Origin of the sequence: Hoeflea sp. YIM 152468 (assembly GCF_029210485.1) — a bacterium.
Lineage (GTDB): Bacteria > Pseudomonadota > Alphaproteobacteria > Rhizobiales > Rhizobiaceae > Hoeflea.
This window is the reverse complement of the sequence record NZ_JARGET010000022.1, coordinates 26097-47229: the sequence shown is the minus strand read 5'-3', so window position 1 is coordinate 47229 and position 21133 is coordinate 26097. Positions and strand designations below refer to the sequence as shown.

Annotated in this window: 17 protein-coding genes; 12 read left to right on the top strand and 5 right to left on the bottom strand. The window is 60.7% G+C overall.

The genetic code is table 11. From position 1 onward, the window contains the following. Nucleotides 1–26: 26 nt before the first annotated feature. The 4 genes from PZ897_RS12005 to PZ897_RS11990 all read left to right on the top strand — a co-directional run bounded on the left by PZ897_RS12005 (nt 27) and on the right by PZ897_RS11990 (nt 4218). Nucleotides 27–674, top strand: a complete 648-nt coding sequence (locus PZ897_RS12005) for a DUF2291 domain-containing protein (protein ID WP_275752534.1) — start codon at nt 27–29, stop codon at nt 672–674. Continuing rightward, nucleotides 671–2230 carry a sugar ABC transporter ATP-binding protein gene (locus PZ897_RS12000; protein ID WP_275752533.1) on the top strand — a complete coding sequence of 520 codons (1560 nt, stop codon included), beginning with the start codon at nt 671–673 and terminating at the stop codon, nt 2228–2230. The genes PZ897_RS12005 and PZ897_RS12000 overlap by 4 nt, the downstream gene beginning before the upstream one ends. Continuing rightward, nucleotides 2227–3294, top strand: coding sequence for an ABC transporter permease (locus PZ897_RS11995; RefSeq protein WP_275752532.1), 1068 nt, complete (start codon nt 2227–2229; stop codon nt 3292–3294). Before PZ897_RS12000 ends, PZ897_RS11995 begins: the two co-directional genes overlap by 4 nt. A gap of 114 nt (nt 3295–3408) precedes the next feature. Beyond that, nucleotides 3409–4218: a DeoR/GlpR family DNA-binding transcription regulator gene (locus PZ897_RS11990; protein WP_275752531.1), complete on the top strand. Its 810-nt coding sequence runs from the start codon at nt 3409–3411 to the stop codon at nt 4216–4218. 67 nt (nt 4219–4285) lie between these two features. Here PZ897_RS11990 and PZ897_RS11985 read toward each other — a convergent pair whose 3' ends face one another. Genes PZ897_RS11985 through PZ897_RS11970 form a run of 4 tightly spaced genes read right to left on the bottom strand, consistent with a single transcriptional unit; the run spans nt 4286 to nt 9824 of the window. After that, entirely contained in the window at nt 4286–5629 is a 1344-nt protein-coding gene (locus PZ897_RS11985; protein ID WP_275752530.1) for a four-carbon acid sugar kinase family protein, read from the bottom strand. Between the two features lie 11 nt (nt 5630–5640). Next, complete coding sequence (locus PZ897_RS11980; protein ID WP_275752529.1) at nt 5641–6906, bottom strand: ribulose-bisphosphate carboxylase large subunit family protein; 1266 nt, start codon at nt 6904–6906, stop codon at nt 5641–5643. A gap of 6 nt (nt 6907–6912) precedes the next feature. Further along, on the bottom strand, nt 6913–8850 hold the full coding sequence (locus tag PZ897_RS11975; RefSeq protein WP_275752528.1) for a hypothetical protein: 1938 nt from the start codon (nt 8848–8850) through the stop codon (nt 6913–6915). A 44-nt stretch (nt 8851–8894) separates the two neighbouring features. Then, complete coding sequence (locus PZ897_RS11970; protein ID WP_275752527.1) at nt 8895–9824, bottom strand: SMP-30/gluconolactonase/LRE family protein; 930 nt, start codon at nt 9822–9824, stop codon at nt 8895–8897. A 150-nt stretch (nt 9825–9974) separates the two neighbouring features. Here PZ897_RS11970 and PZ897_RS11965 point away from each other — a divergent pair, with 150 nt between their 5' ends. The 6 genes from PZ897_RS11965 to PZ897_RS11940 all read left to right on the top strand — a co-directional run bounded on the left by PZ897_RS11965 (nt 9975) and on the right by PZ897_RS11940 (nt 15524). Continuing rightward, nucleotides 9975–11033 carry an ABC transporter substrate-binding protein gene (locus tag PZ897_RS11965; RefSeq protein WP_275752526.1) on the top strand — a complete coding sequence of 353 codons (1059 nt, stop codon included), beginning with the start codon at nt 9975–9977 and terminating at the stop codon, nt 11031–11033. A gap of 67 nt (nt 11034–11100) precedes the next feature. Next, nucleotides 11101–12195: an ATP-binding cassette domain-containing protein gene (locus PZ897_RS11960; RefSeq protein WP_275752525.1), complete on the top strand. Its 1095-nt coding sequence runs from the start codon at nt 11101–11103 to the stop codon at nt 12193–12195. Nucleotides 12196–12372: 177 nt separating this feature from the next. Next, nucleotides 12373–12591 carry a hypothetical protein gene (locus tag PZ897_RS11955; RefSeq protein ID WP_275752524.1) on the top strand — a complete coding sequence of 73 codons (219 nt, stop codon included), beginning with the start codon at nt 12373–12375 and terminating at the stop codon, nt 12589–12591. Beyond that, a complete protein-coding gene (locus tag PZ897_RS11950) occupies nt 12588–13559 on the top strand; it encodes an ABC transporter permease (RefSeq protein ID WP_275752523.1) in 972 nt (323 codons plus the stop codon). Before PZ897_RS11955 ends, PZ897_RS11950 begins: the two co-directional genes overlap by 4 nt. Further along, nucleotides 13556–14560: an ABC transporter permease gene (locus PZ897_RS11945; RefSeq protein ID WP_275752522.1), complete on the top strand. Its 1005-nt coding sequence runs from the start codon at nt 13556–13558 to the stop codon at nt 14558–14560. Before PZ897_RS11950 ends, PZ897_RS11945 begins: the two co-directional genes overlap by 4 nt. A gap of 136 nt (nt 14561–14696) precedes the next feature. Further along, nucleotides 14697–15524 carry a phosphogluconate dehydrogenase C-terminal domain-containing protein gene (locus tag PZ897_RS11940; RefSeq protein ID WP_275752521.1) on the top strand — a complete coding sequence of 276 codons (828 nt, stop codon included), beginning with the start codon at nt 14697–14699 and terminating at the stop codon, nt 15522–15524. A gap of 178 nt (nt 15525–15702) precedes the next feature. On the opposite strand, the gene PZ897_RS11935 is transcribed toward PZ897_RS11940, so the two are convergent. Then, on the bottom strand, nt 15703–16608 hold the full coding sequence (locus PZ897_RS11935) for a LysR family transcriptional regulator (RefSeq protein WP_275752520.1): 906 nt from the start codon (nt 16606–16608) through the stop codon (nt 15703–15705). Between the two features lie 206 nt (nt 16609–16814). Between PZ897_RS11935 and PZ897_RS11930 the strand changes: the two genes are divergently transcribed. Then, entirely contained in the window at nt 16815–18491 is a 1677-nt protein-coding gene (locus tag PZ897_RS11930) for a GMC family oxidoreductase N-terminal domain-containing protein (protein ID WP_275752519.1), read from the top strand. A 40-nt stretch (nt 18492–18531) separates the two neighbouring features. Continuing rightward, nucleotides 18532–21054, top strand: a complete 2523-nt coding sequence (locus PZ897_RS11925; protein ID WP_275752518.1) for a CoA transferase — start codon at nt 18532–18534, stop codon at nt 21052–21054. The last annotated feature ends 79 nt before the right edge of the window (nt 21055–21133 follow it).

Sequence of the window (21133 nt, the reverse complement as noted above, 5' to 3'; positions counted from 1 at the left end):
TTCAAATCTTTACGCCAGAGAGCATCATGACCCGCAAAACGATCCTGGCCATTTGTGCCGTCACCATATTCAGCCTTTCCGGTTGCAAGCTGGTCAAGAACCTGCCCGAGGACGAAAAGGCAATCTCTGCCGGCGCCAGCGGCGATAACGTCCGCACCGAGCAGCGCATCGCCGAGACCTTCGAATCACAACTCCGGCCCTTTATCCGTGACAAGGCGCTGAACTACGCGGCCTTCCAGACGGCACTTGCGGCGGGAGGATTGGATGCTGCTGGAAAAGAGCACGGAAATCGCGGCTCCGGACAGGGGGCGGCCTGGAATTTTGCAGTGTCCGACACCGGCGTGATCGTCACGGCCAAGCTCGACACCCGCGCACGGGTTGCAGATCTGGATGTGGACGGTGACGGAACAGCGGACTTGACCATCCAGCTTGGCCCGGTGATCCGCGGCAACGCGCTGCGCGATATCGCTCCATTCTACAATTTCGATGATTTTCGTGACCAGATCGAGTTTGCCAAGCTCGGTCGAGCACTCAATGATCGAGTTTCCAGCGAAGTTGTGCTGCCCGATGGCGACCTGATCGGCCGCACCGTCACTTTCACAGGAGTGGTGCCGCTGAAAAAGGTCGATGATGCAATTCTCGTCACCCCGGTGAGCGTGGAAATCATGCCATGACATTGGCGCGGAAGAACGGCGAAGCCCATCCGATCGGATTGACCATCCGTGGCGCCACCAAGGTCTATCCCGGCACGGTAGCGCTCAAGGATGTCGACTTCGATATCCGCATGGGTGCGGTCAATGTGCTTGTCGGAGAAAATGGCGCTGGCAAATCCACCCTGATGAAGGTCATTGCCGGCGTCGAGACCCTGACCAGCGGCGAGATCAACATCAATGGTCGCCCGGTAACCTTCCGGACCAAGGATGATGCCGTGACCAACGGCATCGGCATTGTATTTCAGGAGCTCGATCTGTTCCCGGATATGAGTGTCAGCGAGAACGTGTTCATGGCTCGCGAGCCGCTGCGTTTCGGCATCGATATCGACCAGGCTCTGGTTGAAGAGCGCACCCGCGAACTGATGCAGCGGCTGGAGCAGGACATTGATCCCGATACCACGCTTGGCCATCTCCGGATCGGGCAGCAGCAGGTTGTCGAGATTGCAAAGGCGCTGGCGCAGGATGCAAAGATCCTGATTCTCGACGAGCCGACCTCGGCGCTTTCCGCGGCCGAAGTCGAGGTGCTGTTCCGCATCATCGATGAACTCAAAGCCCAAGGCGTCGGCATCGTTTACATATCGCACCGGCTTGAGGAACTGATCCGCGTCGGCGATTACATCACGGTTCTGCGTGATGGTGAGATTACCGGTTCGCGCTCGATGGAGGGTGTCGATATCCCCTGGATCGTGCAGGCGATGATCGGTGGAAAATCGAAAGATTTTTCGCAATTCATAGCTCATGAATTTGGCAAGGAAGTTTTCCGCGCCGAAGACATTGCACTGCCCAAGATGGGTGGCGGTTTCATGGTCGATCACGTGTCGTTGACCGTGCGCGCGGGAGAGATTCTCGGCCTTTATGGGCTGATGGGCGCCGGGCGCTCCGAGTTCCTCGAATGCATCATGGCGCAGCACCCCGAGGCCAAAGGCCGGTTCTTTGTCGATGACGCGGAATTGCGCGAGAAACACGTCTCCGGCCGCATTGCCCGTGGCATCGCCCTCGTGCCGGAGGACCGCAAGCGAGACGGCCTGGTCCAGATCATGTCGGTTCGCGAAAACATAACCCTGTCATCGCTCTCCCAATTCACCACCGTGTTTCATCTGAATTTGCGGAAGGAGGTGGCCCGGGCTGCCGAATTCATCAAGCGGATGACGGTGAAGGTTGCCAGCCCCGGCAACCCGATTTCATCGCTGTCGGGCGGCAATCAGCAGAAGGTGGTCATCGGCAAGGCGCTGATGACCGGACCCAAGGTGTTGTTGATGGATGAGCCCTCGCGCGGGATCGATGTTGGGGCGAAGGCCGAAATCTACCACAAGATGCGGGATCTGGCAGCCGAAGGCATCGGAATCATTTTTGTAACCTCCGACCTCGAGGAGGTCCTGGCGCTCTCCGACCGGATTATCGTCATGGCTGATGGCCGCATCAGCGGTGAATTCGGCAAAAACGCAAAGGCTGCCGATGTGATCGCTGCCGCCACTCCGGCCAATGCCAGAAGCAGGAACAAGGACTTGGTATCATGAGTTTGATGAGTGAGAGCGCTATGGCGACACCCCGATCCAACACCAATTGGCTCTTGCTGTTGCTCAAGGCGCGCACCTTCGTCGCACTGTTGCTGGTGCTTGCGTTTTTCTCCGTGATGGCGCCCAATTTTCTGAGCACGGCGAACGCCATCCTCGTTTCCAAGCATGTGGCGATTAACGCGTTTCTGGCGATCGGCATGACCTTTGTCATTATCACCGGCGGAATCGATCTCTCTGTCGGCTCGGTGGTCGGGCTGACCAGCATGGTCGCCGGCTGGCTGGTGCTCAATGGCATTGATGTCGGGCTTGGGTGGTCGATCCAGTTCAACACTTTCGAGATTGCCGCGCTTGTCTGTCTGGCCGGCATATTTGTCGGCTGGATCAACGGCATCTTGATAACCAGGTTTAATGTTGCGCCCTTCATAGCCACACTCGGCATGCTGTACGTCGCCCGTGGTGCAGCACTCCTGTTTTCAGGCGGGCGCACCTTTCCCAATCTCAACGGCAACCCCGAATATGGCTCGCACACATTCCCGCTGATCGGCACGGGCAATTTTCTCGGCCTGCCGGTGATGATCTGGATGCTGATCGCGGTCGCACTGGGGGCATCCTACATTGCAAGCAGAACACCGCTCGGGCGGCAGATCTATGCCACAGGCGGCAATGAGCGGGGTGCGGCCCTTTCCGGCGTCCGGGTGAACCGGGTGAAGATGTTTGTCTACATGTTTGCCGGTCTGATGGCCGCGATCGTCGGCCTGATCATTGCGTCCCAGCTTCGCGCCGCTCATCCGGCCACGGGTGAGTTTTTCGAGCTCAATGCCATCGCCGCCGCGGTTCTCGGCGGAACGTCGATGTCAGGCGGGCGTGGCCGGATTGTGGGCACGATCATCGGCGCCTTCGTGATCGGTATCTTGTCGGACGGTCTGGTCATGATGGGGGTATCGTCATTCTGGCAGATGGTGGTCAAAGGCTTGGTCATTATTGCGGCGGTGGTCATCGATCAGGCGCAAAGCCGACTACAGGCGCGGGTGGCGCTGGCCCAGGAAGTGGCTTTGAGCAAATAGGGCCTGGATTGTACGAAGTTGGGCTGAGTTGTTGCTCTCGCCCGGGTTTGAAACTAAGTGAGGTGGTCATCACGGTTGTGCGGTACTCACGGCCCGCTCTCGAGGAGTTGCAGTTTGCAGGAACAACCGGATACAGAACGCAATGGAGCCATGGCCGGACTGCTGTCCGAGCCACGCCGTCGCCGTATCCTTGAGTGGATTGAGGAGGAGGGGTCAGCCCGCGTCCGTGATCTGTCTGCTGCTTTTCAGGTCTCGGAAGCGACCATACGTCAGGATCTCGAGCGTCTGGAAAAGGAAGGGCACATAACCCGCGAACATGGCGGCGCGTTTCTCAATGCCATGCGCGGACAGGTTCCCGGCCTTGCCCTTCACCATCAGGTCAATATGGACAGGAAACGCAAGATCGGCGCCTATGGTGCCAATCTCGTTGCGGATGGTGAAACTCTCATTCTTGATGCCGGTACAACAACGACCGAAATCGCGACACGCCTTGGCGGACGCAAGAATCTCACCGTCATCACCAACGCGCTCAACATTGCGGTCATCCTCGGGACCATTCCAGGCTTTGCCGTGCATATGCCCGGCGGACAGTTTAAACCACCGACGCTGTCGTTATCCGGTGACAAATCAGTTGAGTATTTCCGCAGTATTTTTGCCGGAAAACTGTTCCTCGCCACAGCTGGCGTGGCGCTTGATGCGGGCCTGACCTATCCGAGCTTTGCCGATCTGCAACTGAAGGAAGCCATGATCAAGGCGGCAAGCCATGTCTATCTGGTGGCGGATTCAACCAAGATCAACCGCACGTCGTTCACCCGTCTGGGCGCGCTGGAACTGGTGCATTCCTTCATTACCGATGACGGAATCTCGGACGCCGACGCCAAGGAATTCGAGCGCCGCGGCGTGGAGATACTGATCGCCGAGTGAGCTCTGCACCGTTGATTGCAGTGAGCACACCGAACTGCCGGGGGGGAATACTTCCCGAGAGGGCTGGCTAAAGCCCTGTTTTCGCTGTGATGAAAAACTGCCGGGCACCCATCTGGCCACCCTTGAGCGTCACTTCCAGACCATCGACTGTCTCGTTGCGCGAATGAACGCGGCACAGCGGTGCTCCCGGCGCAATCGGAGCCAGTGCCGACAACGCTCTTACGCCAAGCGCGGTCATCGCATGCCCCGACGTGTCCCCGCCCGCGACAACCGCCCGCGGCAACCGTGTCTTGCGCCGGACATCGGCGACCAGCTTCCCCAGACCTGCACCGATCCGATCATTGACCGCCGCCATGGACCTCCCCGAGCGGATGACGGCCTCCTTGAGGCGGCTGGACGCAGCTTCCGATCCGCGTGCGGTGGCGACAATCACGTCGCGCCCGTCCGACAGCTCTGCCAGCGATGCCTGAAGCGCCTGATCCAGGGCCCGGTCCCATTCGGCTCCGTCAACGGCGCGGGTTGCATCAAGGTCGATGATCCTGAACCCCTGGGACTCTGCTGCATCGATCTGTGCGCTGTTGATCGGGGAGCAGGAGCCCGACACACAAAAAACCTGGTTCACCGCCGAGAGCCGCGGCGGCTTGAAGGTCGAAGCTATGCGCCCAAGCGTACGCAAATGCGCAACCAGTGCATATTCGACTCCCTGAGACCCGATCGCAAAAACCGGACCGCGCCCCTCGTTCCAAAGCAAGCGGCCGGCCTCGGCCAGTGTTTGTTCGTCAACAACATCAATCGCAACAATCTCCGCGCCGGCCTTGATCTGCTTGGAGAGCATCTGGTCGGCTTGGCCGGATTTGATGCCCGCAACATCGACCAGGCCGATTCTTCGGTCGGTCTGGCGCGACAGATGCAGTCGAAGATCGGCTTCATCCATCGGGGTTGCCGGATGCCGGCTCATCACAGGATGCCGATCAAGCCGGTAGACACCGTCATCGGTGCCGGCAAACAGGTTGCCAAAGGCCTGATAGCGGCGAATTGCCGGCGCGCCGACGATCAACGGGTGCCAGGCGCCCCCCAAAATCGGCGCGCCGATGTCGATGGCCTTGCCGATGGAGCCGCAGCTGGGTGATGAATCGAAGGTGGAGCAAACCTTGTAGTGCACGATTGGCGCGCCGAAATCAGCCAGGGCGGAAAACGCCTCCGGCAGATTGTCCTCCATCCAGCTCGGATCGCGCGATCTTGCCACTCCGGCGATTCCCATCGCCGCAAGCCCCGGAAAGGCAGCCAGTTCCTCAGCGTTTGGCGGTGCGAGGAACATCACGGTAGGAATACCGGCAAACGACAAAACCTCCATGACCGCAGAGGAGCCGGTGAAGTCATCGCCGTAAAAGGCCAGGATGGGATCTGCCACGGTGTTACCCTTCACGCCGGATAAGCCTCAAGGGCGGCTGCGAGTGCCGGGCTGTTTTCAGCCTGGGTTTCGATTGCAACGTCTGACATTGCCGCATTCCAGGCTTCAATCATCGCTTCAACACCTGCGGCAACCCCCATTGGATGCGCCACCACGCCGCCGCCGGCGGTGAAGATCAGGTCTGGCGATTTCAGCGCCGCCCAGGTGCCGGCTGCCTGCCTTATGGTCTGGCCCGACGAGAACACCGGCACCGCGATCATCGGTGCTTCTTCAAAAAGCGGATCCCGTAATGAGCGGGCGGAAACGACCACGCTGTCATCGGGTTCGGAGAACTTGTTGGCAAGGCCGTTGACATGCAGATGGTCGCAGCCGGCAAGCCGCCACAGCTTCGACCAGGCGGTGAACGACCATCCAAGGCTCGGCGCACGGGTGAGCGCTCCCCAGCCGTTGCGATGCGCATGCAGCGGCAATTCGGTGTGGCGCGCAAGCTCCACGATGCCGGCATAGCCGACCGAGATCAGACTGGCCATGACACAGGTTCCGCCGTGGCTCAGAACGAAATCATGGCGGCGCTTCATCTCGTCGATTTCCCCGGTGAGGTTGAAGGCCACCATGGTCTTCTTGCCGGTCTTGTCGGCGGCCCGGTTCACGGCTTTCATCACGGCCAGGACCCTGTCTTCGAACGGGCACGCCGGACCATCGGCCTGCAGTTCATCATCCTTGATGAAATCGATGCCTGCATCGGCGAGCACGCCGACCAGATCGCCGGTGGCCTCGGCTGACAAGCCGACGCTGGGCTTGATGATGGTTCCGATCATCGGGCGGCCATGAACGCCCGAGAGCTTGCGGGTGCCTTCCATCCCGAATTTCGGCCCTGCATATTTGTCGGCAAATGCCGATGGCAGCCTGACATCCAGCAGCCGCAGGCCGGAAAAGGCTTTCAGCTCAAACAGATTGCCGGCAATTGTGGCAACCAGATTCGTCAGCGATGGGCCAATGTTCTCGATCGGCCAGGACAGGGTCACGAAAGCACGCCGGTAGACCGGCTTTGCCCCGGACGGAACGCCTGCCCCCGGAAGCGACGGAGCAGGGGTTTCATCGATGAGTTGCAATGCCTCGACCCTGGCGGCTGAGCGGGCCTTCAGTTCCGGCGTTTCGCCTGGCACCGCAACAAAGGTCCCCGACGATTGTTCGCCGGCCATGATTGCGGCTGCTTCAGCCGGGTCGAAGGCTGTTTCAATGAGGTAATCGGCTTCTATGCGAACTGGGTCAGGCATCTGCACTCACTTTGCTGGTGTCTCGGCGGTGTCTGTCTCGACAAACAGCATCGCCCACGGGTCGAGATATAGGGAATTTGACGCCAGCGGCGCACAGGCATGCGCGAACCACTGCGGATCAGTCACGGCCGCTTCAAAACTGCTGGTATCAAGGATTGCCGCCCGGCCGGATTCTCCAAGACGGACAGGTTGCTGCTCCGGACTCAGATTGGCAATCACCAGACGTGTTGCCGTGCCGCTGGCGAAGGCAACGGCGCCCAGCTCGGCAGAGCCTCCGAACACGCGGAAACGCTGGCCGCCGCCGGCAACAAAATTCAGCGCATGAAACATCGGGTAGACCACGGCCTCCGGGTGATCGTCGTACCAGGGGCAGGCAACGCTTCCCCGCCGGGAGATGACGCCAAATGGCCCGGCAGGAGCCGCAAGGGCGATTGCCTCGATGCCGAAGCCTTCGGTCTTTGCCAGGGCGCCGATCGCCCAGGCTGCCCCGAACAAGGCGCGTGCGCGGGGATCCCAGGTCGCCATGGTCAACCTGAGCTGATCAGGGTTCGGCGAAACCGCATTGCCATAAGGGTTTGAGCGCATGCCGATGGCTGTCAGTCCGAGCCGGTAGCCGAGTTCTCCACCAATCCCGCGCGCGCTGGCGAAAATATCGGGAAGCGTCTCGAGTGTCTGCATTACACTCCAGTCGTCTGCGGCGTGGACGGTGGCCGAGTTTCCGTGGGTGATGAAGTGGGCTTTTGCGTCCCCGGGGCGGCAGCGGTTCAATTCGGTGAAATTGGTCAGCATGCCACAACCAATCCTGGCGTCGGGAAAGGTTTTGCGCGCGGCTTCGCGGACCTCAAGCGGAGAAAGCCCGCCAGGCCAACGGCCGCTAGGCTGGTAGCTTGCCAGGTAGGACGAGGGCAGGGCGATGACATTGCGCGGTTTCACGCCGTGGATTCGGCAGGCTGACACAACGCGATCCAGTTGTGGCCCGGCAGGCTTCTCGCCATCCAGCTCGATTTCGAGATCAAGCGATCCTCCCGTCGCAGCCAGCATCTGTGCGGCGGTTTCGATGTCCGGGCCGGCCGCGTCCGGCGTGGTCCGCAACAGCAGGGATCCAAGCTGGCCGGACCTAAGAATTGTTGTCTCAGCCTGCGTCGGCAACCAGTCGCCTTGTGCCGCAAGAAGCATGTCCGGCAGCGTCTCCGAAAGCGGTGGCCCGATCTTGATTGCTGGCGCTTCGGCGGGTTTTGTCGCAACCGCTGATCCGGAAACACGGAGCCGGATTTGCTGCCGGACGCATGTTCCGGCGCTGATTTCATAGGCGAAGGGCTCGATCAAGGGTCGGGAATAGGTCTTGTAGGACGCGTCCGACCAGTTGCGCTGGTCTTCCATCTCGAAAACATCGCCCTGAAAGGAGATGTCGAGCGCCATCCCGTGAATGTCAAACGCGAGGCCGGCAATGTTCCTGATCGGTTGTGCCGGGGATATGGCCTCCGGCATCGTGTCCCTCAGAGAGGTACCGTCTGAGGTTGCGACCGTGACCGGCCGGCCTGCGACCCCGGAGATCGGGTGCAACATCGAGAAGCCGGTGCGGTTGGTGATGAAATCCCGCTTTGCTTCGGCTTCGCCCGTGGCGACAATGGTGCCATCGGCATGGGCCTGGAAAACGACATGGCAGGCGAGCGCACCATCGGCCACCTCGAAATGGCGTTCGTAGCGGAATCCGTCCGGGGTGTGGTTCAGTGTCTGCGAAATGACCTCTGGCTGAAGTGTCGCCCAATTTTCGTCGCGCACGGGAAAATCGATCTGGCGCACCACCTCAACCGGACCCAGAGCAATCCGTCGCAGGGCGCCTTGGTCGATGACGGCTGACAGGTCGCCCGCTCTCACCGATTGTGGCGCAGTGCGGGTCTGGGTCGTTCCGGTTTCAAAAATCTGTCTGGTTGCGGCGTCCAAACTGTCGTTCCTCCATCTTCGCCTTCCATCGGTCACGGCCGGTATCATCCCATGGTGACGCCATTGGTGAACACATAGACCCCGTAAAGCGAAGTCGTGCCGCAGATGAACAAGCGGTTCCGCTTGGGGCCGCCGAAGGTCAGGTTGGCGACGATTTCGGGAATCCGGATCCTGCCGATCAGCGTGCCGTCGGGATGGTAGCAATGCACACCGTCAAACGCGCTGGTCCATATGCGGCCCTCGCGGTCGAGGCGAAACCCGTCAAAGAAACCCGCGGTGCAGGTGGCAAAGACATCGCCGCCACCCAGCGTCCCATCGCCGCGGACGTCGAAGCGGCGAATATGGGCGGGACCGCCGGGAAGGTGAGTAGCGCCGGTGTCGGCGATATAGAGCTGTTTTTCATCCGGCGCGAAGGCCAACCCGTTGGGCTGGACGAAATCGTCCGTCATCTTGCTCACCGAGCCGTCGGTGGGATCGATCCGGTAGACATGATTGCCGGTCTGTTCCGGCGCGCTGATGTCGCCTTCATAGTCGGTAAGGATGCCGTAGGTCGGATCGGAGAACCAGATGGATCCGTCCGAATGCACCACCACATCATTGGGTGAGTTGAGCCGCTTGCGGTCAAACCTGTCTGCGAGAACGGTGATCGAGCCATCATGTTCGGTGCGCGTCACCCGTCGTGTCAGGTGCTCGCAGGTGACAAGCCGGCCTTGCCTGTCGACGGTGTTGCCGTTGGAATTGTTCGACGGGGCGCGAAACACCGATGTCGAGCCGTCGGTTTCGTCCCATCGCATCATCCGGTTGTTGGGGATGTCCGACCACAGCAGATAACGACCGGCGGCAAACCAGGCAGGGCCTTCGCACCATCGCGCGCCGGTCCACAATCGTTCGACGTGGATATGCGGAGCAAACAGGGCGGAAAAGCGCGGATCAAACACGTCAAAGCCTGCGCCGTCCAGTTGATCCTTTACCATCCGTATCCTCCCTTTTGCGCCAGATGTGCCTGTCCGCCTCTCAAAAACGCAGACTCGCTCTTGCATCCAGATGAAACTGGTATAACCTGTTAATAAGATGACGTCCATCGGGGGATGGGTTCGTCATTCAACATTCTGGGAGGAAGAGACTTGAAAAATCTATTCGCTGCAACACTCATTGCTGTTGCGACGGCCACCACGGCCCTTGTGTCTGCACCGGTAATCGCTGCAGAAAAGCCGACCGTCGCCTTGAGCAATGCCTTTCTGGGCAATGCCTGGCGCCGTTCCATGATTACGGCTTTTGAAGAGGCTGCGACCAAGGCCGAGGCCGATGGCCTGATCGCCTCGTTCCAGGTCTCCAATGCACCCGGCGAGAACTCGGCTACCGAACAGATCGCGCAGCTCAAGGCGCTGCTGCTGGATGAGCCGGACATTCTGCTGGTCAATCCGGCGTCTCCGACGGCGCTCAATCCGACACTGCAGCAGGCCTGTGACATGGGAATTGTGGTTGCAGTCTTTGACAGCTCGACTGATCTCGAGTGCGTTCATATTGTCACCAACAGCTTCGGCGATTGGGCACGCTTGTCGACGCAGGCCGTCATCGACGGCATCGGCGGCAAGGGCAATGTCATCATCGCCCGCGGAGTGCAGGGTTCGCCTCCCGAAATCGAGATGTACGGTGTGCAAACCGAATTGCTGAAGGCAAATCCGGATGTCAAAGTCGTCGGCGAGTTCTTCACATTCTGTGACAGCGCCAAGGCGCAGGAAGCCTTGCTTGGCACCATCGCCAGCCTGCCCGAGGTCGACGGGGTGATTGGGTGCGGTGAAGGGCTGGGCGCGGTCCAGGCGTTTCAGACGGCAGGACGCGATGTCCCGGTCGTTGCCTTCGCGCCAAGCGGACGTGCACTGAAATTCTGGGGCGAAGGCAATGGCGCGCCGGGGTCGGTCGCGGTCATGTCCGATCCAGGCCAGGGTGTTGCCGCACTCTTCACCGCCATCAACATTCACAACGGTCAGGACGTTCCCCGGATTACGATCTTCCCGCCGGTGGTGGTGAGCGACGAAGCGCGTGATCAGTGGATTGCCGCAGTCGGCGACGACGAGATCGCATCCTGGCAGTGGACCCAGGAGCTTGTCGACGCGCAGCTGAAAGCCAACATTGACGGAACGGTGGCTGACGCAGCGCTTCCTCCGGTTCCTGTCAGGTAATCAGGTCGGGGTCCGCGCCAGCTTGGCGGCGCGGACGCCTTTTTTCCAAATTGGTGCAATAGCTGCCGTGCTGACACATCCAACGACAACAAAATACACACACACTGCCGATCGAGACCCCCTGGTTCAGGTCAGACACGCAGTCAAGACATACGGACCAACCAGGGCGCTTTCCGGTGTCACACTTGATGTGCATGCGGGCGAGATCTTTGGTGTTGTCGGCCACAATGGCGCGGGCAAGAGCACGCTCATGCGGGTTCTGAGCGGTCTTGATGCAATCGACTCCGGATCGGTGCGGATCGGTGGGCTGACCAGCCCGGCCGGCAAGGGGTTTCCCGGTGTTCGGATGGCCTATCAGGAGGGCTCTCTGGCACTCGAACTTACCGTTTATGAGAACGTTTATCTCTCCAGCAAAAGCTGGATTCCGGACCGCAAATGGCACGCGCCTGCATCCCGGCGCGCAGCCGGGCGACTGGATGAGATCTTTCCCGGTCACGGAGTCAGGCCGGCAGACTATGTCGATGATCTCACGCTTGCCGACCGCCAGATGGTGGAGATTTCACGCGCAACGATAGCTGATGATCTGCGCCTGCTGATCCTTGATGAGCCAACCGAATCCCTAAGCGGCAGTGCTGTCGATCACTTGTATGATTATGTGCGCAAATTGCGTGCGAGCGGCCATGCCATCATTCTCGTGTCCCATCGTCTCCGGGAAATCCTTTCGGTTTGCGACAGGGTTGCGGTGATGAAGGACGGCGCCGTTGTCTCAATACACTCCGCAGGCAGTGTGACTGAACAGGACCTGTTTCTGGCCATGGGTGGCGAGGTGGCCATCGAAAAGCCGGAACACGGGGCCGGCCATGCCTCCGTTGCGGGTGCGCGGCCGGTTGCGGTGAACGTGCCGATGGCCACGGTCGACGGCGCGCCGACGCAGATTGTGGCCTACAAGGGTGAAGTGATCGGACTGGCTGGAATTGCAGGCCAGGGACAGGAACGGGTTCTTGACCGCCTTTGGCGTCGCAAATCAGATGTGCAGGTCAGCCCGGCGCTCGCCTATGTGCCTGGTGACAGGCAACGCTCCGGCATTCTGCCGATATGGAATGTGGCCCGAAATCTGACCATCACTGCGCTCCCAAGCCTGGGGCGTAACGGTATGCGCTAGGCGGACAAGGAGGCTTCACTCGTCGCTGAATGGGTTGACCGGCTGAAGATCCGTGGCGGCGCCAGTGCGGCCATCACAGGCCTCTCGGGCGGAAACCAGCAAAAGGTCATCGTCGCACGCGCATTCGCGTCAGACGCCGACACGATCCTGCTCGATGATCCGTTCCGCGGTGTTGATGTGCATACCAAGGCCGAGCTCTACCAACTGATCAAATCGGAAGCCCGGAAGGGGCGGACGATCCTCTGGTACTCGAGCGAGAACTCCGAGATGCGGCATTGCGATCGTGCTTACGTATTGCGCGCCGATCGCATTGCCGGCGAACTTCGCGGCAGTCAGATCACCGACGAGCGGATCATTTCGCTGTCGTTCGCGGAAGCCAGGGAGAACTGGTCGTGAGTACTGCCACCCTTGATCAAACCCGTCTTAGCCTGCCGAAGGGTCTTGCCCGCCGCGTGCTGCCGGGTTTTCTTACCCTCATTGCCATGATGCTGATCCTGCTGGTGTGCGGCACGATCCAGCCGCGAATCTGGTCGCAGAACGGGCTCACTCTCATCATGTCCCCGATCGTGGCTCTGGCCATTGCCTCGATGGCGCAAATGGTGATGATGAGCATCGGCGACATTGATCTTGGTATCGGATTTTTCGTTGGTATGATCACAACGATCGTCGCCACGCTGCTCCGGGACACCCCGATTCTGGGCCTGTTGGCTCTGGCTGGTTCTGTGCTGGCCTACGCGCTTCTGGGTGCCCTCGTTCAGCTTCGCTCGGTGCCCTCTCTCATTGCAACGCTGGGCGCGTCATTCGTCTGGCTGGGTATGGGCCTGTTTGTCTTGCCGGTCCCGGGGGGGATGGCGCCGGACTGGCTGTTCAAATACGCGTTCTGGAAGCCACCCCTGTCGATCCCGGCTCCGCTGGTCACAATGGTGGTGGCCACGGCGGTGACGTGGTTCGTGACCCGCCGCACCGGGCTCGGTGTCCGGTTCCGCAGTCTGGGCAGCAACCCTGTCGCACTGGTCCGGTCCGGAGGTTCGCTCGTCATCACGCGGATGCTCGCCTATGCGGTTGTCGGCGTACTCGGCGTGCTGGCCGGGATCACGCTGACCGCTGAAATCGGTGGTGGCGATGTCAACGCCGTGCCCGGATACACGCTGACAACTGTGGCTGCCGTGATATTGGGCGGCGGCATGTTCACCGGGGGCCGCGCTGTGGCCTGGGGAACCCTGGCCGGCGCGATCACGCTCGGCCTTCTCACCGTGCTGCTCACCCTTCTCAGCCTGTCGCCGAACCTGCAGCCGGCGGTTCAGGGCTTCATTGTCATCGCTGTTCTGGCCGGGCGGCTTGTTGTGGAGCGGATGACCCGATGATCAAGGTGCGAAATCACGCCATCCCGCCCTGGACCTGGTCATTCCTGGCTGCCGTCGTCGTGCTCGTTCTGACCTACATCGTCTCCGGCCGCGGGGGCTCGCAAACAATCACGCTTGCGTTCACCGTTGCCCCCTATCTGGTCCTGGTTGGATTGGGGCAAATGTTGGTGATGAGCGCCGGACCGGGCAATATCGACGTGTCGGTCGCCAAGGTGTTCTCACTGGGCGGCCTGATTGCGATCGCCGTGGGTGATGTCACAGGTTCGTGGATTCTGGGCCTGGGTGCAGCGGTCGGAGCGGGCTTCGCCATGGCCTCGATCAGCGTCATCGCCATCCTCTATGTACGCATTCCACCCATTGTCGCGACACTTGCCACCAGCCTTATCGCTTCGGCGATCTCGCTCACCCTGGCCAAGGGATTCCAAGGTTCGCCCGACCCGATGCTGAAAGGGTTCCTGAACTGGGCACCACTCGGCATTCCGGCATTCGCCATCATGGTGCTGCTCTTTACCCTTCTTGTCTCCGTGTTCCTGAAACGCACCATCTGGGGATCCCAGATGCTGGCTGTCGGTCAGGCGCGGCGCGCAGCAGAATATGCAGGGGTAAACGCCAAAAAAACAATGGTGTTCGTCTATTTGACCTGCGGCGTTCTTGCGGCGCTGGCTGGCGCCTTGCGCGCCTCTTTTTCGGCGCCGAATGTGGAGCTGGGCAATGATTATCTGCTTGATTCCATCGCCGTGGTGGTGATCGGCGGCACGCTGATGACCGGCGGCCGCGCGGTCCCGGCAGGTGTGTGGGGTGGCGCCCTGTTCTTCATCCTGCTGGACGGTTTGCTGAACCTGATCGGATGGAGCTACGCCGGCCAGAACGTGCTGAAAGGCTTTCTTGTCCTCGCGGTTCTCTTCCTTGCCAGCGGCGCGCCAATTCTCGGCCAGCGCGCCTCGCCGGACCCAGCAAAGGACGAAGATGTCGCCGAGCCAGAGGTCAAACCATTGAGCTGACTTTGCACCCCGCAAACCCGGCAGTTTGCCGACAGCGTCCGCACAAAGGTCGAAAAACAGACGGGCCGCCGAAATTCAAGCCGCGCTACTCGACCCGGAGCGGCAGTGGCAAACACCAAAACAGGAGTAAAACAACATGACAAAAATTGCGCTGTTTGGAGCCGGGGGCAAGATGGGTTACCGTCTGTCGACCAACTTTCGCGGTTCCCGCTACACGATTGCCCATGTGGAAATCAGCGAAGCCGGTTGCGAACGTCTCAAGGCCGGGCTGAACATCGATACGGTGTCGCCGGATCAGGCGCTTGAAGACGCGGAGACCATCATTCTGGCCGTGCCCGATACCCATATCGGCAAGGTGATGGCCGGCATCGAAAGCAAGATCAAGCCGGGGACAATGGTTATCGCGCTTGATGCAGCGGCGCCGTTTGCCGGCCATCTGCCGGAGCGGCCCGACCTGACATACTTCATCACCCACCCCTGTCACCCGCCGATCTTCAACGACGAAACCGACCTGGACGCCAAGCGCGACTATTTCGGCGGCGTCAAGGCCAGGCAACATATCGTCAGCGCCCTGATGCAGGGCCCCGAATCCGATTATGCCAAGGGCGAGGAGATCGCGCAGGTGATCTGGGCGCCGGTGATGAGGTCGCATCGCGTGTCGGTCGAGCACATGGCCCTGCTGGAGCCGGGACTGTCGGAAACAGTCTGCGCATCCCTTCTCATGGTGATGAAGGAATCCATCGACGAGGTGGTCGAGCGCGGTGTTGACCGCCAGGCGGCAACGGATTTCCTGCTCGGCCACATGAATGTGCTTGGTGCGGTGATTTTCGGCCAGACCGAAGGAGTATTTTCCGACGCCTGCAACAAGGCCATTGAATTCGGCAAGCCTGTGCTGATGCGCGATGACTGGAAGCGCGTCTTCGAACCCGACGAAATCGCCGCCAGTATCCGCCGCATCACATAGGCTGATCGCACCGCTGAGCATCTCAAGTCAGCATCCGTACCTGACCAGAGCGTCAGCGGGCAGAATGCGGCCCGCTGCACATCAAGCGTGCGCGACCGTTCCAGATGCTTGACCATGGCATTCCCGGCAGCGTCGACATCATGACGGGCGATACAGGCGGCACAGTCAAACACACAGATCACCAGGTGCTTTGCAGCAGGCTGAACAGTGCCGCAACCACCGGATTGTCCTTGCGCCGTTCCAACGTGGTGATGCTCAGGCAGGCCGGCACCGAAACCGTGTTGCAGATCGCCAGCCCGAAGGATTGTCTCTGGTGCAGCGCAATCGATTCCCGGCACAGGCTCAAGCCGACGCCGGACCGTACCATCTCAAGCATCGATGCTTCCTGGTCGACCAGCGCCACCACATTCTGGGTGCAGCCCTGCTCGGCGAAAATGCTGGTCAGCAAGCGATTGTGCACTGAAACGTCGGGGGTTCCGATCCAGGGCAGCGCCGCCAGTTCCCGCCAGCCGGCATTCTCGACCCAATTGTCCCACCCGACCGGTGCGATCACGCGGTAGGAGAACTCCGCAAGCTTGACCGCATGAACGGGGTCGTCCTCATCACCGTGATCGACCGCGTCGGGCGCGCTGAGGTAAAACCCTGCATCGACGCGTCCGCGTTTGAGCTGGTGGAGAATGTCGCCGCTGACGCCATGGATCAGCTCTGTCGCAATGTCGGGAAATTCATCTCTGAGCTGGCTGAGCAGCCTGCCAAGCCGAATGAACTCGGGATCAACGATGGTTCCGATCTTCAGCGGGCCGGCCACCCGGCCTTCCTGTTGACGCGCGCTGCGGCGAAACTCGTTCATGGCCGCCAGCACTTGCTGCGCCTTCTGCAGGATCGCAGCGCCGTCCTGGGTGATCTGAAGGCCGGTGGCCGTGCGCCGGAACAGGACGATCCCGGTTTCCTCGCTCAGCCGCCTGATCTGGTGGCTGACCGCCGGCTGGGTCAGATTCAGCATCTCTGCCGCCCTGGAAACACTGCCGTTACGGGCGACGGTGACGAAGGCGAGAAGCGTGTTGATGTTGGAAAGCCGGTCCATATAAAAAACTCTAATATCGAAATGTGCGATTTGTCATTGGATTTCTGCGGCCGGCATTTCTAGGGTCATGGCCATTGGCGGACTGGGAGGAGCGCGATGAGGCTTGCCGATGCCGGTTGGGACTGCGGTCCAGAGTGGCAGGGGGCGGTCTTGTGTCTTTCCCTGTCGGCCGGCCTCCGGGTTGGAGTGTGAAGGGAAGGAGCAACATGTCAGACAAGGACAGAGCATTCGACTTCATCGTGATCGGGGGAGGCTCCGCCGGCTGTCTGCTGGCCAACCGCCTGAGCGTCGATCCGGCAAACCGGGTGCTTCTGCTCGAGGCCGGAAAGGCCGATACCTATCCCTGGATCCATATTCCCGTCGGCTATCTCTATTGCATCGGCAACCCGCGTGCTGACTGGATGTACACCACCGAACCCGACAAGGGGCTCAACGGTCGCAGCCTGCGGTATCCGCGCGGCAAGACGCTTGGCGGCTGCTCCTCCATCAACGGCATGATCTACATGCGCGGCCAGGCCAGAGACTATGATAATTGGGCCCGGCAAAGCGGTGAAGAGGAATGGAACTGGGAAAATGCGCTTAATGATTTCAAGGCGCATGAGGATCATTACAAGCTGGATGACGGCGCTGATCCTGTCACCGGGAGCAACAGCCGGTTTTCCGACATGCATGGCCATGGCGGCGAGTGGCGCATCGAAAAGCAGCGGTTGCGCTGGGATGTGCTCGAGAGTTTCGCCGAAGCGGCTGTCGAGACCGGGGTCGCAAGGACCGACGACTTCAACAGCGGCGACAATGCGGGCGTGGGCTATTTCGACGTCAACCAGCGCTCCGGCTGGCGCTGGAACACCTCGAAAGCGTTTCTTCGGCCAGCAAAATCACGGCCGAACCTGACGGTCTGGACCGAAGCCCAGGCCGAAAAGCTGGTTGTCGAAGCCGGGACGGACGGCGGCTTGAACAGCGCATTGAAATGCACCGGCGCCCTGGTCCATCGCGGCGGACAAACAATCCACGTCAAGGCGCGCCGTGAAGTGGTGCTTTCGGCCGGGGCGATCAACTCGCCGCAGATCCTGCAATTGTCGGGGATCGGTCCCGCGCACCTGCTGAAATCGCTTGGGATCGAGGTGCTCGTCGATGCTCCGGTCGGAGACAATCTGCAGGACCACCTTCAGATCCGCGCGGTGTTCAAGGTCAACGGCACGCGCACCCTCAACACGCTTGCCAGCAACCTATTCGGCAAGGCAGTGATCGGGCTGGAATATCTGCTCAAGCGCTCCGGTCCGATGAGCATGTCACCGAGCCAGCTCGGCGCCTTCACACGCTCGGATCCGGACCGTCCGCACGCCAATCTCGAGTACCATGTTCAGCCGTTAAGCCTTGAAGCCTTTGGTGAGGATCTGCACGATTTTCCGGCCATGACGGTGAGTGTATGCAACCTCAATCCGACCAGCCGCGGCCATGTGCAGATCCGGTCTGCCGACTTTCGCGATCAGCCGAAGATTTCACCCAATTACCTCGCCACGGACGAAGACCGGAAGATCGCCGCCGACAGCCTGAAACAGGTGCGCCAGATCATGGCGCAGCCGGCCATGCAGGCCTATCAGCCGGAAGAGTACAAGCCCGGCATCCAGTACCAGAGCGATGCGGATCTGACCAAGCTGGCAGGCGATATCGCCAGCACGATCTTCCATCCGGCCGGGACCGTGAAGATGGGCCGCGCAGAGGATGCGAGTGCGGTGCTGGATCCGCATTTGCGGCTGAAGGGGGTTGCGGGTTTGCGCGTGGTCGATGCCAGCATCATGCCGGAAATCACCAGCGGCAACACCAACTCGCCGACCCTGATGATTGCGGAAAAAGCGGCGCGCTGGATCCTGTCGGGCCAATAGCGCAGCCAATCGACACCTGTTTTCGTTTCCTGGAGGAACAATGCGCACTTCCTTTTCCAAGCTGCCCCTGACCGGGGTCAAGGTGGTCGATTTCGGCCAGTACATCGCCGGTCCGGCAGTGGCGATGCTGCTGGGTGATCTGGGCGCCACCGTGATTCACATCGATCCACCTGACGGACCGATGTGGCAAAGCCCTGCCAATGCGACGCTGATGCGCAACAAGATGATCGTCAATCTTGATCTGAAGAGCGAGGACGGGCTGGAAAAAGCACGTGCGCTGTGCGCCGAGGCGGACATCATTATCGAGAATTTCCGACCCGGAAAGCTTGCCAGACTCGGCATCGACTTTGCCGCGATGCGGCAGGAGCGGCCCGACCTGATCACGGTTTCACTGCCCGGCTTTGCCTCCAATGACGAGGAACGGCGTGAGCTGCGCGCCTTTGAAAGCGTGATCGCCGCAAGCTCCGGTGTCTTTACCGATATGGGGCTGAACCGGGTCCTGATGGGGTTGAGCCCGTCCTTCTCGCCCTTGCCGCTGTCGTCGGCCTATGCCTCGCAAATCGCCGCATCATCAACCGTTCTGGCGCTGCAATCGCGGCAGCTCACCGGACTGGGCGACCAGATCGAGGTGCCGCTGGCCGCAGCCGTGATGGAAGGGCTCTGCTACAATTCGATCAAGGTCTCCGACATGCCCTCGCGCTATCTGACTCAGCGCGAAATCGAGATCGAGCGCCGGCGGGTCGAAGGCCTGCCGATGAATGTCTCCTACGAGGATCTGCAGGAACTGCTCGATCCGTTCTTCCGCAGCTACATGTGCAAGGACGGGCGCATGTTCTACGTCGTCTGCCCCAGTCACAAGAACCATGCCCGCCGCTGCCTGCAAGTGCTGGGTCTTTATGAGGAGATGGTCGCGGAAGGTCTGACCGAGGAAGACGACACCTACAAGCCGCAGGCGGAGTGGTCATCGGGCACATCGCTCGGGGTCTACCCGATGCCCAAGGACTGGGCCGACAAGATCGCCGCGCGGATGAAAGAGGTGTTCATGACCCGCACCTCGCATGAGTGGAAACGCATGTTCGGCCGGGCCGGCATTCCCGGGGCTGCGCAGCGCTGGCTGCAGGAATGGGTCAATGACGAGTATGCCGAGATGTCTGGCTTGATGATCGATGTGGTTGATCCCGAGTTCGGGCCGATGACACAGCCCGGCCCGGTGGTCTGGATGGAGGAGAGCGGCGAAGAGGCGCTCGAGCCCGCGCCGCGCCGATGGGTCGAAGTCGACGAGGCCTTGAAGATCCTGCGCAAGATCCGCACCGATATACCCGAGCCTTCGGAAGAAGCGGCGCAAGAGGCGGCTGGGCAAGGCTGGCTCTCCGGGGTTCGCGTGCTTGATCTGTGCAATGTCATTGCGGGCCCGCATTCCGCGAGTTACCTGGCCCGGTTCGGGGCCGAGATCATCAAGCTCGATCCGGCGACACCGCTCTATGACAGCTGGAACACGGTGGTCTACGGCCTGAGCCAGGGACGCGGCAAGCGCTCGATCCTGGCGGATCTCAAGTCGGAGCATGGCCGCAAGGTGTTTGAGGATCTGGTCAAGACGGTGGACGTGATCGTCTGGAATGCGCCCGACAGCCAGATCAAGCGGATGGGACTGGATGCGGAAAGCCTGCGCAAGCTCAATCCTGATGCATTGTTCTGCAAGCTCGATTGCTTCAGCGGGGTGCGCCGCGGAACCCGGACCGATTATATCGGCTATGACGATCTGGTGCAGGCCACCACCGGCATCATGTTGCGCTTCGGTGGCGCGATGGACCGGCCGGAGGAACACGCCCATGTCGGCACGATCGACGTGATGTGCGGCTTTGGCGGGGCGCTGGCGGTTGCCACCGCACTCTATCAGAAGCACCGTTTCGGCCGGATCGGACGGGGCCGGACCTCACTCAACGCCAATTCCGGATTGCTGCAGGTGCCGTTCTGCTACGATTACGACGGGCGCAGCCTGTATGATGAACCGTCCGGTCCCGAAGCCAACGGCTATGGACCGCTCAGCCGTTTCTACAGCACAGCGTCGGGCATCTATATCCTGCTCAGCGCCTATGAAAGCGATCTGCCGCGGTTCCGCAATGCCGAAGGGCTCGAGGATCTGCCCGATATCGCCGAAGAGGATCGCGCCGGCTTTCTGGCCAATGCCTTCCAGTCGCAACCGGCGAGCGAATGGGTGGAACGGCTGCGGGCGGCGGATATCGGATGTGCGATCTGTGACAACATCGACGCGTTGCGGGCACAAAACACCCACGAAGCAGACGGCACGACGGGCATGCAGAACGGCAGTTATTCATTTTCGGTCTACCGGGATCATCCCAGCGGCCACGAGGTGATCCAGCTCGATCCCTATGCGGTGCGGAGCCAGAGAGGCCGCATCTTCGCGCTGTCTTCGACCGAGAAATTCGGCACATCGACGCGTGCCATCCTGCGTGAACTCGGTTATGCCGAAAAGGCCATCGAGACCATGCTCAAAACCGGACAAATCAGCGAAAGCTGGAGCAAGGAGTACCTGCCAAGCTGAAACTTGCACCGGGCGCCTTGTCCAAGATCGTCCCGATCGGACCGGGTGTGGCCGGCACGCGGTGGCGTGCAGCCCGTAC

Bases quoted from the DNA above. Each gene is read 5' to 3' on its own strand.
- PZ897_RS11940 (WP_275752521.1), top strand. From the start codon at position 14,697: ATGACAAAAATTGCGCTGTTTGGAGCCGGGGGCAAGATGGGTTACCGT.
- PZ897_RS11925 (WP_275752518.1), top strand. From the start codon at position 18,532: ATGCGCACTTCCTTTTCCAAGCTGCCCCTGACCGGGGTCAAGGTGGTC.
- PZ897_RS11945 (WP_275752522.1), top strand. From the start codon at position 13,556: ATGATCAAGGTGCGAAATCACGCCATCCCGCCCTGGACCTGGTCATTC.
- PZ897_RS11935 (WP_275752520.1), bottom strand. From the start codon at position 16,608: ATGGACCGGCTTTCCAACATCAACACGCTTCTCGCCTTCGTCACCGTC.
- PZ897_RS11995 (WP_275752532.1), top strand. From the start codon at position 2,227: ATGAGTTTGATGAGTGAGAGCGCTATGGCGACACCCCGATCCAACACC.
- PZ897_RS12000 (WP_275752533.1), top strand. From the start codon at position 671: ATGACATTGGCGCGGAAGAACGGCGAAGCCCATCCGATCGGATTGACC.
- PZ897_RS12005 (WP_275752534.1), top strand. From the start codon at position 27: ATGACCCGCAAAACGATCCTGGCCATTTGTGCCGTCACCATATTCAGC.
- PZ897_RS11930 (WP_275752519.1), top strand. From the start codon at position 16,815: ATGTCAGACAAGGACAGAGCATTCGACTTCATCGTGATCGGGGGAGGC.
- PZ897_RS11970 (WP_275752527.1), bottom strand. From the start codon at position 9,824: ATGGTAAAGGATCAACTGGACGGCGCAGGCTTTGACGTGTTTGATCCG.
- PZ897_RS11980 (WP_275752529.1), bottom strand. From the start codon at position 6,906: ATGCCTGACCCAGTTCGCATAGAAGCCGATTACCTCATTGAAACAGCC.